Source organism: Paenibacillus hexagrammi (genome assembly GCF_021513275.1).
GTDB lineage: Bacteria > Bacillota > Bacilli > Paenibacillales > NBRC-103111 > Paenibacillus_E > Paenibacillus_E hexagrammi.
On sequence record NZ_CP090978.1, the window covers coordinates 960615 to 972894 of the forward strand.

Consider the following 12280-nt stretch of genomic DNA (forward strand, 5'->3'; position numbering starts at 1 on the left):
CTCATAGAAAGTAGGACTTATATGATTGAGTTTCAGCACGTCTCTAAAGTTTATCCGAACGGCACTGTAGGTCTAAAGGATATTAATCTTACGATTCATCCCGGTGAGTTTGTTGTGATCGTCGGCTTGTCCGGTGCAGGGAAGTCAACGCTGCTGCGTTCGATGAACCGCCTTCATGAGATTACAGACGGCCAAATCCTGATTGACGGCAAGTCGATTACGAAAGCCTCCGGCTCGGGACTTAGACGTATGCGCCGGGATATCGGGATGATCTTCCAGACCTTTAATTTGGTCAAGCGCTCCACGGTGCTGCGCAACGTGTTATCAGGCAGGGTAGGTTATCACTCTACGTTAAGAACAGTTCTGGGCTTATTCCCTAAAGAAGACATCGAGCTGGCGTTGAAGGCTCTGGAAAGAGTGAACATCAGGGAAAAAGCACACTCTCGCGCCGATGAATTGTCCGGCGGTCAACAACAGCGTGTGTCCATCGCCAGAGCGCTTGCTCAGGAAGCCAAGATCATTCTGGCCGATGAGCCTGTAGCGTCTTTGGATCCTCTAACTACAAGACAGGTTATGGATGACCTGAAGCGGATTAATCAAGAACTGGGCATTACAACGGTCGTTAATCTCCACTTTATCGATCTGGCTAGAGAGTATGCAACGCGGATCATTGGACTTCGTGCAGGACAGGTCGTATTTGACGGACCAGTTGCTGAGGCAACCGACGCGAAGTTCTCAGAGATCTACGGACGTCCGATCGATAAAAACGAGCTTCTGGGGGTGCAGGAGGGATGAGCTCCAAAACGGCCATGAAACCATCCCGAAGTAAATTTTATCTCTCCTTCGTTATCATGGTTGTACTGCTCATTGCGAGCGCCTATGATACGGATGCGACCTTCACGAAGCTGATTATCGGAACTCCGCAGATCACATCCTTTATTGCGGAGATGTTCCCGCCGGATTGGCAATTCTTCGCGGATATTTGGAAGCCGATGAGGGAAACGCTTCAAATGTCCATTCTTGGAACCTTAATCGGAGCTTTGTTCGCTTACCCAATGGCGCTGCTTGCTGCGCGTAATGTAACGACGGCTCCATGGCTGTTCTATCCGGCTCGCCTCATTATGAACTTGATTCGTACCATACCGGACTTGTTGTACGCTGCTATCTTTGCCGTACTCGTCGGCTTCAGTCCTACAGCAGGTACGCTTGCTCTGATCTTTTTTACATTCGGTATATTATCCAAGCTGGCTTACGAATCTACCGAGGCTATTGACCCGGGACCGCTGGAAGCGATGACGGCTGTCGGCGCGAACAAAATCAAATGGATTCGCTTCGGTGTGATTCCCCAGGTTGCGCCTACCTATTTGGCCCATTTGCTTTATACGTTTGAAGTCAGCATCCGTGCTTCAGCGATTCTGGGTTTAGTCGGCGCAGGAGGAATCGGGCTGCTTCTCAAAAACGTATTGGATTTATTCCGTTACGACCAAGCCTGCTCGATTATTATCTATACGCTGATTGTTGTAGTTCTCATTGATACGGTAAGTACACGAATTCGCTCCTATTTGCTAAAAGGCGGCAAAGGCCCTGTCTCCCCACAGAGATCCAGAGCCTACACGATCCTGGGATGGATCATCGTTGCAGGACTGTTCATCTGGTCTCTGACAGGTCTCGAATTGACGGGCTTCCAGCCGACGACTTGGACGCTCACCAAATCGATGGTAAGCGGACTGCTTCACCCGGATTGGTCATACGTCTATAATCCAGACGGGGAAGATTTGATTCGAATGATGCTCGAGACGCTTGCGATTTCCTACTTGGGGAACTTCGTATCTGCAGTCGTATGTCTTCCATTCGCCTTCTGGGCAGCTTCCAACATGTCCCGCAATCGCTTGGTATCCGGTTCCGGCAAGCTCTTCCTTAGTATCGTCAGAACGATTCCTGAGGTCGTCATGGCCTTGATCTTCATTAAAGCGGTCGGACCTAATGCTTTCGCAGGGGTTATGGCACTTGGGCTTCACTCCGTGGGGATGCTCGGTAAGCTGTACGCCGAAGGCATCGAGAACATGGATATGGGGCCTACAGAGGCAATGACGGCAGTCGGTGCCAATCGTTGGCAGACACTGGCCTACGCGGTCGTACCGCAGGTTATACCGGAATTCATCTCTTACTCGTTGTACCGCTTCGAGATTAACGTCCGTTCGGCTACACTGCTCGGTATTATTGGCGCAGGCGGTATCGGAACACCGCTAGTATTCGCCATTAACGCACGCGGATGGCCGCGGGTAGGCATCATCTTGATCGGCATCATTGTTACGGTCTCGATTATAGACTACATCTCCGGCGCGCTTCGCAAACGAATCGTATAAATAAATAGAAATATCAAAAAAAGCTGCTCACCGCATTGATGGTGGGGCAGCTCTTTTTTTAATATGGGAAAGTGGAACGTATCTACTCGGCTTTACTCAGACACTCCCGACAAGTGCCTTGAAAATCAAGCCGATGATCAAGAACCTTGAATTGAAACTCCTGTTCGAGGCGAAGCTCCAGCGGCAGCAGCCAATCCTCCTTAATTTCCTCTACACTTCCACATGTCAAGCAAATCAAATGATGATGATGATGCTCCTGGCTTTCATTGCGTAAATCATACCGGGCCACACCGTCACCAAAGTTAATCTTCTCCACGACATGCAGCTCGCTTAGCAGCTCCAACGTACGATATACGGTAGCTAGACCGATTTCAGGGAATTTGGCTTTAACGAGAATGTACACATCTTCAGCGCTTAAGTGATCGTCTTCGTGCTCCAGCAGCACTCGAACGGTTGCTTCCCGTTGAGGCGTAAGCTTGAAGCCTTTAACGGTAAGCTGTTTCTTTATTTTATCTAAAGTTGAATGCATGGTCTGTGCGTCCATCGTGTATGTTCCTTTCAATTCCAAAAGAGAAAAGTAATTTATAATGATTCTAAAATCATTATAAAAGTAAATAAGAAAAGGTGTCAAAACATTTTCGTGCCAAATGACCCTGATCCTGGAGTACAACGACATGAAACTATCTAGGGGATCTGTCGTTATACTCCAGGAAAACAAGTAATCATCTCATAAGATCATGTTTCATGTAACGAATACCATGCTCAGCTTGTCATACAGTTATAGAGAGGTGAAAATAGAATGTTCGAATGGCTTATAGCAGCTAAAGAAAGAGTACGTGTCACATGTGGAACCAGTACGCTGACAGGCACCATTTCGAATTATTACCCGACTTTTCAACTCATCAAAATGGACAATGTATTTATCCCAATTGCATGCATTCGTCAGATTGAGCTTCTAGGCGAGAGCAAGCAAGAAACCGGCAAGACCGAGACATGCAGCCCCTCACCCCGATCACTTTCATATCCCTCTAGATAACAGCAGCACGAGGGCAGAAGAAAATGCCTCCCCACGGCCGTGAACGACCGGGTGGAGGCATTTTGATGGAATCGGGTCATGCAATTTATTTCAAGCCCATTTCTTTATTAACACTACGAACGATATCAAACTTGGAATCGTCAGATGCGACATAACCTTTGTGGGAATATACGTCATAAATAACTTTTTGGCCTTCCGGATCGTTACCGATCGCGATGAAAGCATCTTGAATTTTCTTTCTCCAGTCTGGAGCCATGTCGGAACGAACCGCGATGGTATCGTTAGGAATATGATCAGAGAAGCCCAGAACACGAGTTTCTTTGAAAATGTTCGGATAATCCTTCACCATGTTGGCACGGATATCTTGGAATACACCGACAGCGTCAACTTGGCCGTTCAATAGAGCGATCATCGCTTTATCATGACCTTGGAATTGAATGCCGGTTACGTCTTTTACCGGATCAACGCCCGCTTTTTTCAGCATGTAGCCAGGATAGATGTAGCCTGCTGCGGAAGTTACACCCTGCCAGCCCATTTTCTTGCCTTTCAGATCTTTCAGTTCTTTAATTGGTGAATCTGCTTTTACCACGATCATGGCTTTATAGAAATCTACAAGATCTTTGGTAGGTTGGCCTGTTGCATCATCAACGCCAAAACGAGTTGCTTGCAGCAGAAGATCAGCAGCTTTACGAGTATCGTGGGCAACAACATAGTTGCTCGGAGGCAGGAAGCCTAGATCAACTTGTTTGGAAGCTAATGCTTCGATAACGACGTTGTAGTCAGTGGATACGGAAACTTTAACAGGAATACCTAGCTTATCCCCCAGTAATTTCTCAAGCGGCTTTGCTTTCGCTTCCAGCGTTTCTGAGTTTTGGGAAGGAACGAATTGAACGTTTAATTCTTTAGGAACAAAAGTTCCTCCAGCCGGTGCTGCGGAAGCGGCAGCCGATGCTGCTGGACTTGCGGTGTTGGTGTTGTTCTCTTTCTTAGCGCAAGCAGCAAGACTTGCTGCTACGACTAAGGATAAACTGATTGCTGCGAACTTTTTAAACATTTTTTGACCTCCGTTTAATTAAATTCCCACTACTTATGTAGTAATATAACATTAACACAATCCATATGGAAGATAGTGTGAAGTATTTGTTAAAGTGACAAACTTTATGTAAACTGAAACAAAAAATTGGACTCAGGAGACTGTTTATGGTGCAAAAAAGTCGAAATATGAGGAGTACCGTCACGATTTTGGAAACTAGTGATCTGCATGGCAGTGTATTGCCGATCCATTACGCCAACAATAAGCCTAATGAAGTAGGGCTGGCCAAAATCGGAACATTAATAACTCAGGAAAGAAGCAAACAAGAAAATGTCATTGTAATTGACAACGGAGACTTGATTCAAGGAACACCGCTAGCCTATCATCACGCTAGACTGGACAATACGCCGGTGAACCCGATGGTGCACAGTCTGAACCATTTGAAGTACGATGCCGGTGTTCTTGGCAATCATGAGTTCAACTATGGTCTGAACATTTTGGACAAGGCTGTGCAAGAGTCCAATTTTCCATGGTTGTGCGCTACGATTCTGGATGAGCAAAGCGGACAGCCCTTTCTGGGTAAGCCCTATATCGTGAAAGAAACTGCTGAAGGTGTGCGCATCGGTATTCTGGGCCTGACAACGCCCTATATCCCAAATTGGGAACAGCCGGAGCATATACAAGGACTTGTCTTTGAAGATGCTGTTACGGCGGCTCGCAAGTGGGTACAGCTTCTGCGGGAACAAGAGTGCGTGGATGTGGTCGTGATTGCTTATCATGGCGGGTTTGAGCGCGATTTGCATAGCGGTGAGCCTACAGAGCCATTAACAGGGGAAAATCAAGGCTATCAAATTTGTCAAGAGGTTCCAGGGATCGATGTTCTGCTGACAGGTCACCAGCATCGGAGCCTTTCAGGTAAGGAGATCAACGGAGTGCTGATCGTTCAGCCAGGAAGCTTGGGGGCTGCACTTGGTAAAGTGACTTTGGAGCTTGAGCAGCAGAGAGGCGGCTGGACCGTTGTATCCAAAGTTTCGGAACTCCTCTCCGTGCAAGGGGTTGAGCCGGACGGTGAAATCGTCAATCTGGTTCAAGAGTATGAAAGGAAGACGCAGGAATGGCTGGATCAGCCGATCGGGAAGCTGAAGGGAGATATGCTTGTTAAGGACCCGATGCAAATCAGGCTGAAAGACAGTCCATTGATCGAATTTATCAATCATGTTCAGATGGAGCTTTCCGGAGCTCGAATCTCTAATACTGCATTGTTCGATAACATTTCGCCGGGATTTCCTTCTGATATTACAATGAGGGACATTGTATCCAATTACATCTACCCCAATACACTTAAGGTGATCCGCATTACCGGTCAGGACATTAAAGATGCGCTCGAGCAATCTGCCGAATATTTCGAGCTGGGTGCCGGCGGTGAAGTAAAGGTTAGCGCCAAATACTGTGATCCCAAGCCGCAGCATTACAACTACGATATGTGGGAAGGAATCGAGTACAAGCTGAACATTACCCGTCCTCCGGGGCAGCGGGTCGTCAAGCTTGAGTATCAAGGACAGCCGTTAGATCTTCGTGCATCCTATGATGTCGTCATGAACAATTACCGTGCAGGGGGCGGGGGTAACTATGCCATGTTCCAGAACAAGCCGGTAGTGAAAGATATCCCGACCGATGTAGCCGAACTTTTAGCCAACTATATTATGGAAAAAGGTACGATTGAAGCTTCGCTAAATCAGAACTGGGAAGTTATCGTCGGATAAGCTTCGAGCAAAGCCGCCTATAGGAAGAGGAAATCCCCCTTCTTGCAGGCGGCTTTTTTGTCCACTTTACGGCGAGCCGCCAAACGCTCTGATCAGGAAAAGTCAAGGCTAACCAGCGCATCTAGGGCTTATCGCGGAGTGGCTTCTAGGCTTTTCACAGCCATTTGGATTCGCTATGATGGAAAGTAAGCACACCAACTACTGGGAGGGAATGAGAATGAGTAATAACCGACAAACGATAGAACTATGGCCTGGGGCAGCTATATCAGCCTTGAATGCTGACAATGAGGGATGTCCTGCACTGACGTACTATCCCGCGGAAGGAGAGGGGATTCGCTCCGCGATCATCGTATGCCCAGGAGGGGGCTACGTAAGGAGGGCTCCGCACGAAGGAGAACCGGTAGCTTTATGGTTGAATAGCCTGGGCATTTCGGCGTTCGTCCTTCACTACCGCGTAGCGCCGAATCGTCATCCGCTGCCGCTTCAGGATGCCCAGAGGGCAATCCGCACGGTCAGACATTATGCCAAGGAATGGAGCATTGATCCAAATCGTCTCGGAATTCTCGGCTTCTCAGCGGGAGGTCATTTGACCTCCACAGCAGCCACGCACTTTGATGACGGTAATCCGCAAGCGGATGACCCGGTGGAAACCTATAGCAGCCGACCCGATCTTCAGGTGCTGTGCTATCCCGTTATTACATTCGGCGAACATACGCATGCAGGCTCGAAGCTCAGCTTGCTGGGGGAGTCCCCGGATGAAGAATGGGTTCGTCAGTTATCCAATGAAACACGGGTTACTCCAGACAGTCCTCCTGCATTTCTGTGGCACACGGCTGATGATGCTGCTGTTCCAGTGGAAAACAGCCTGCAGTATGCTGCGGCGTTAAGCCGTCAACAGGTTCCTTTTGAACTGCATGTGTTTCCAAGTGGCGTTCATGGGCTTGGGCTTGCCGAATCCCATCCTGAGGCGAAAGCTTGGACGGATTTATGCGCTGTATGGCTTACCAAGCAAGGCTTCAGATGAAAAGTGCGGAAACCAACCTTAGCAATTCGAGCTTTCCTTATGAGATATACGATCTGGGCGAATCAGCCGTTGTTATCCGTTTAGGTAATGAAATCCGGCAGGATATTCACGAGCGCGTTCGAGGGCTGGCGGCTTACTTGGAAGGCTTAAACATCCCCGGATTTATCGAGCTGGTTATGGCCTATACAACGATCACGATCTATTATGATATGTGGACTGTATATAAGAGAACGTTCCCACAGCTTCCAGTCAGTCAGGAGGAGGGAGGGCAATTAGAACTGCAGAATGAGTCAGAGCTTCCATTCGATACAATGAGTCACTATCTTCGCAGGGCAATCGATCTTTACATCAGGGATTCAGGTCAAACGAAGAGCGCGAAGCAAGCTCCGAAGGTTGTTGAAATTCCTGTATGCTACGGAGATGAACGGGGACCTGATCTTGAAGAGGTGGCTCATTACCACAAGCTAGCTGTTGAAGAAATCATTGAGATACATACTGCAAAAATTTATACGGTCTATATGATCGGGTTTGCTCCGGGCTTTGCTTACTTGGGCGGCCTGGATGAACGGATTGCAACCCCGCGGAGGTCGATACCTCGTACACAATTACCGATGGGGGCTGTAGGAATCGGAGGAAGCCAAACGGGGGTTTATCCGTTGCAGACGCCAGGAGGATGGAACTGGATCGGACAAACGCCGATCCGCTTATTCCGCCCTGAAAGCTCACCGCCCTCACTGCTGCAAGCAGGAGATGAGGTGCGTTTCGTGCCGATTTCGTCTAAGGAGTATGAGGAGTTAAAGGGGGGACAGAGAACCGATGAGTCTGGTAATCCATAAGCCCGGTCTGCTTACGTCGATTCAGGACATGGGACGCTACGGCTTTCGTAAGGATGGCGTTATTGTCTCAGGTTCAATGGACTCCTTTGCAAGCCGAACAGCCAATCTGCTGGTTGGTAATGATCCTTCAGCCGCCGTGCTGGAGATGACACTGCATGGAGCGGAGCTTCAAGCACAGCGCCCGCTGCTCGCCGCAATCTGCGGAGCCGATATGCAGGCGTGCCTGAACGGGGAGAGGCTGCCGATGTGGACTCCTTTCGTTATCCCGGAAGGGGCGGAGTTACAATTCAACTATGCAGTCAGCGGCTGCAGAGCTTATTTGGCTGTAGCAGGAGGCTTGTCCGCTGATCAAATAATGGGAAGCAGGAGCACGTATCTGCGAGCAGGCTTGGGAGGCCATCGAGGCAGGACACTTCGCAGCGGCGATACGATTGAGCTTGTGGATTTGCATGCAGGAATGATGAGAGTAAAGAAGCTGTTTCATCAGGAGGAAACTCTGCCGGCAATATTCGGCACCTACGCTGCAGCCAAGTTCTCAGCTGCCGTCTCGCTGCGCCCCCGCTATACAGCTGCTCCGCAGCTTCGCTTTATCCGCTCTAGGGAGACGAGCTTATTTACCGAGGAGAGCTGGACACAGCTCCGCACGAGTAACTTCCGAATATCTTCCCAATCCGATCGGATGGGTTATCGGTTGATAGGGGATAAGCCGCTGCTGCAGAATGAATGTTCTAAGGAAATGATATCGGAAACCGTCACTCCTGGGGTCCTTCAAGTGCCGCCCGACGGTCAGCCGATCCTTCTTATGGCAGACTGCCAGACAACAGGCGGGTATCCCCGAATCGGTCAGGTTATTGCGGTTGATCTGCCTTTGGCAGCGCAAGTGAAGCCCGGCGAAGCACTTCGCTTTGAAGAGGTGAGTTTGCGCACGGCGCAAGAGCTTCTGCTGCTTCAGGAAGCAGACTTGCGTATGCTGCAGGCAGGAGTACAAGCGCGGCTAGTGTGAAGGAGAGGCTGACTCAGATGAGAATGACATACGTTTGGAAAGTGATGCCGCCATTTCTGTTATCCCATAGGTGTTAATTGCGGCCTTGCGCTAGCGCTCCAATGATAGTACTGGAATACGCGGCGTGTTGGGCATAAGCTCAGTATTAATGCGGGGAAGAATGCCTTTAGCGGAAGCTCCTGCTAACTTTTGCTTCAAACATGTGCATAGAATCATCAACGTTTACATAAGGAGGAACCATTATGCTCCACATTGATTTGAACTGCGATATGGGCGAGGGCTTCGGCGCCTATCGCCTCGGACGAGATGAGGAGCTGCTTGACTACGTCAGCTCCGCCAATATCGCCTGCGGCTTCCACGCAGGCGATCCGGGCACCATGCGCCGCACCGTCGAGCTGTGCGTGCGCAAAGGCGTCGCGATCGGGGCCCATCCCGGGCTCCCCGATCTGCAGGGCTTCGGTCGCCGCGAGCTTGCGATCTCGGCGGAGGAAGCCTACGAGCTGACCCTGTATCAGCTCGGAGCTTTGCAGGCATTCGCGCACGCGGCGGGCGGGCGCGTCAGCCATGTCAAGCCGCACGGCGCGCTCTATCACATGGCGGCGAAGCGCCATGATCTTGCCGCCGCGATTGCGGCTGCTGTGGCGAGCGTCAGCGCGGAGCTGACGCTTTACGGCCCGCCCGGCAGCGAGCTGCTGCGGGCGGGCGCCGCCGCGGGGCTGCGGACCGCGAGCGAAGCGTTCGCGGACCGCACCTACCGGCGGGACGGCTCGCTCACGCCGCGCGAGCAGCCCGGCGCGCTGCTGGAGAGCGCCGCGGCTGCGGCGGCGCAGGTGGAGCGGCTTGTCCGCGAGGGCAGCGTCCTCTCCCTGGAGGGAGAGGAAGTGAGCCTGCGCGCGGAAACAATCTGTATCCACGGCGACGGGGCGCATGCCGTGGAGTTCGCCCGTGATATCCGCTCGCTGCTTGAGCGCGGCGGGATCGCCGTCAAGGCACTCGGCGCTAGCTGAGTGAGTGCCGGACCTAGGATTTATGTTTCGTGAAGCTCCGGGAATCCGTCCTGGGACCAGGCCGCAGGCCCCCAATAAAGATTCATTATAACCATTCTTTCGCTTGAGGAAAGTTATGGAATATGAGTAAATAAAGAAGTAGCCGGCCGGCTGATTCCTTAGGAAAGGAGTGATCGAATTGATTACAACACATGAGGTGGTCTCTGCGTAAGCAGAGGCAATCAGGCATACGGAGGCCGAAAGGCCTCCGCTATAAATGTTATGAGCGAAGTAGACAGCGAGATGCTTTTTCACATATAATGGAATGGTTACGATTGACAAAAATACAAAGGTGAAAGGAGAGTAATTTCAATGAACACAATGGTAGCGATTATGAATGCAGCGGGAGCCGCAGAGGTACTCGTCTCTTAACTGAATATCATTCGTGGAATAACCGATCACCTGATTATTGTATAATTGAATATACAACCGACAGGCACGATGTGTTATCGTGTTTTTTTATTGTTTTTTCACGTAATGGTAGGAGGTTTAGGGGCGATGAAAACAACCGCGGCAAATAAGGCGAATTCTGTAAAGAGCGACATATTTGAGGAGGTTTTCATTCATGAGTTACAAGAATGGCAAGGACGTTCTTCCCCCTAGCCTGTTAAAACAATTACAAGAGTATATCCAGGGTGAAATCATATATATTCCCAAGAAGGAGCAAAAGCGCGCCGGATGGGGTGAAAATAACGGTACCCGGGTCATCATCGAGCGGCGAAACCGCGAGATTTTTCGGATGTACCAAAACGGAACTAGTGTGATGGAGCTGATCAAGACGTTCCATCTTTCGGAAGACAGCATACGCAAAATTATCGTGAAAACACGAGAACTAGTGGCGAATCAAGCATAGAACAGCGACCAATGAGTTGCTGTTTTTTCTTTTGCGGCATCCAATCAGTCTACTTAATTCCTGCCTAGCTACTTCCTCAATCCAAGCAACAAGGTTCGAACAATCATTAATTGTATATAGGGTATACTCGGGATAACCCTCCAAAGGTGTTATGTGCTCAAAACAATGATCATGAGCAAGCATCATGATTGATGAATGCTGCCTATGATATAGGGTCATGTTTCCGTTAGCTTCAAAGGCGAACGCTATGTAATCCTTTGCATTGATAGGACTTACAAGTCCTTCATCATTGATCATATAGGTGATATAATCTTCCCATTCTCGAAAGCCTTCGACTGCATCTTCAAGTGTCAGTGCTGAGTTTAAATTGAGAAGCCAGCTATCTTCGCTTTCATTCCATCTCTCCGTAATTCCTCCGAAGTATGTTAAAAGAAGACGATGTTCTTTGGACAATGGCTTATTAATATCTATGGCAGGAGGCTTAGCTAGCCAACCGAACGAGTTTTCGTTATGGTCTGACCATCCTAGCAGTTGGAAATGTAGCTCGTTAATCTGTACGCGTGTGACACGTGCTTTCTTTAATAAGTCACTTAAGACAGGATACATGCTAGTGAAAGTGTCAGGAAATTTAAAGAAATCATTGCCATCTAAGGTCATCGATAAGCTCACTTGATCGTTTGGCTTAACAAACCAACGAATTTCATTGGTAAAGTCACTCCAGTCCTTATTTACAATTGGTGTTTCCATCTCAACACTTCCTTTAGGGGAGGTTCAATTCAAATTTATAATTTCCGTAAAAAATATCGTTTTCCTCTTTTTGGAATCACAACTTATTAGTCAAAATCATCTCCACATCCTACGCTAAAAAATCCGCCCAATCTGGTACAGTATCATGTAGATACACAAAAGGAAGGAGCTGCAGCCATGATTTATGTATTCGTATACGGCACACTGCTGGAAGGGGAAAGCAATCACCATATCGCAGCTCCCTATGTACGATCGATTCAAGAAGGGGCTATCCGAGGGCGGTTATTTGACACGGGTCCTTATCCGGCATTGTCTATAGAGAAGCAGGATCGCATTGTAGAAGGTCAGTGGCTGGAAGTGACGGAAGAAGGGCTGCAGGCGATGGATGAGCTGGAGGATTATAAAGGTCCGGGTGAAGATAACGAGTACGAACGTGTATGGATTCAGGATATTTCGGGGGATCGGGAAGGCTGGGTATATAGTTGGGAGGATGTTTCCGGCCTTCGGGAAATTCTTAGCGGATCATGGCGAAAGTATCAAATGAAATGATATAATCAGGGCATTACATGGATG

Annotated in this window: 12 protein-coding genes and 1 pseudogene; 10 read left to right on the plus strand and 3 right to left on the minus strand. The window is 49.2% G+C overall.

The features are described 5' to 3' along the window. The first annotated feature begins 21 nt into the window (after positions 1-21). From phnC to phnE (L0M14_RS04370), 3 genes and pseudogenes are all read left to right on the plus strand, one after another. A complete protein-coding gene (phnC, locus tag L0M14_RS04360; RefSeq protein ID WP_235121007.1) occupies positions 22-795 on the plus strand; it encodes a phosphonate ABC transporter ATP-binding protein in 774 nt (257 codons plus the stop codon). 56 nt (positions 796-851) lie between these two features. Next, positions 852-1505 (plus strand): annotated as a pseudogene (gene phnE / locus L0M14_RS04365) (phosphonate ABC transporter, permease protein PhnE); the annotation flags it as partial. A 57-nt stretch (positions 1506-1562) separates the two neighbouring features. Continuing rightward, complete coding sequence (gene phnE, locus L0M14_RS04370) at positions 1563-2366, plus strand: phosphonate ABC transporter, permease protein PhnE (protein ID WP_405031042.1); 804 nt, start codon at positions 1563-1565, stop codon at positions 2364-2366. 82 nt (positions 2367-2448) lie between these two features. Here the strand turns inward: phnE (L0M14_RS04370) and fur are convergent, their stop codons facing one another. Together fur and L0M14_RS04380 are read right to left on the minus strand one after the other, a co-directional pair. Further along, positions 2449-2895 (minus strand): ferric iron uptake transcriptional regulator, encoded by a 447-nt coding sequence (gene fur, locus L0M14_RS04375; protein ID WP_235121008.1) that lies wholly within the window; start codon positions 2893-2895, stop codon positions 2449-2451. Between the two features lie 592 nt (positions 2896-3487). Then, positions 3488-4456, minus strand: coding sequence for a phosphate/phosphite/phosphonate ABC transporter substrate-binding protein (locus L0M14_RS04380; RefSeq protein WP_235121009.1), 969 nt, complete (start codon positions 4454-4456; stop codon positions 3488-3490). 146 nt (positions 4457-4602) lie between these two features. On the opposite strand from L0M14_RS04380, the gene L0M14_RS04385 reads away from it, so the two are divergent. From L0M14_RS04385 to L0M14_RS04410, 6 genes are all read left to right on the plus strand, one after another. After that, positions 4603-6198 carry a bifunctional metallophosphatase/5'-nucleotidase gene (locus L0M14_RS04385; RefSeq protein WP_235121010.1) on the plus strand — a complete coding sequence of 532 codons (1596 nt, stop codon included), beginning with the start codon at positions 4603-4605 and terminating at the stop codon, positions 6196-6198. Positions 6199-6415: 217 nt separating this feature from the next. After that, a complete protein-coding gene (locus L0M14_RS04390; protein ID WP_235121011.1) occupies positions 6416-7222 on the plus strand; it encodes an alpha/beta hydrolase in 807 nt (268 codons plus the stop codon). Continuing rightward, on the plus strand, positions 7219-8058 hold the full coding sequence (gene pxpB / locus L0M14_RS04395) for a 5-oxoprolinase subunit PxpB (protein ID WP_235121012.1): 840 nt from the start codon (positions 7219-7221) through the stop codon (positions 8056-8058). Before L0M14_RS04390 ends, pxpB begins: the two co-directional genes overlap by 4 nt. Then, a complete protein-coding gene (locus tag L0M14_RS04400) occupies positions 8039-9061 on the plus strand; it encodes a 5-oxoprolinase subunit C family protein (protein WP_235121013.1) in 1023 nt (340 codons plus the stop codon). The genes pxpB and L0M14_RS04400 overlap by 20 nt, the downstream gene beginning before the upstream one ends. Positions 9062-9303: 242 nt before the next feature. After that, positions 9304-10068 carry a LamB/YcsF family protein gene (locus L0M14_RS04405; RefSeq protein WP_235121014.1) on the plus strand — a complete coding sequence of 255 codons (765 nt, stop codon included), beginning with the start codon at positions 9304-9306 and terminating at the stop codon, positions 10066-10068. Between the two features lie 604 nt (positions 10069-10672). Further along, positions 10673-10960: a CD3324 family protein gene (locus L0M14_RS04410; RefSeq protein WP_235121015.1), complete on the plus strand. Its 288-nt coding sequence runs from the start codon at positions 10673-10675 to the stop codon at positions 10958-10960. Here the strand turns inward: L0M14_RS04410 and L0M14_RS04415 are convergent. Then, a complete protein-coding gene (locus L0M14_RS04415; RefSeq protein ID WP_235121016.1) occupies positions 10940-11707 on the minus strand; it encodes a hypothetical protein in 768 nt (255 codons plus the stop codon). The two genes, L0M14_RS04410 and L0M14_RS04415, sit on opposite strands and share 21 nt — an antisense overlap. A gap of 177 nt (positions 11708-11884) precedes the next feature. On the opposite strand from L0M14_RS04415, the gene L0M14_RS04420 reads away from it, so the two are divergent. Further along, entirely contained in the window at positions 11885-12256 is a 372-nt protein-coding gene (locus L0M14_RS04420) for a gamma-glutamylcyclotransferase family protein (protein WP_235121017.1), read from the plus strand. Positions 12257-12280 lie beyond the last annotated feature (24 nt).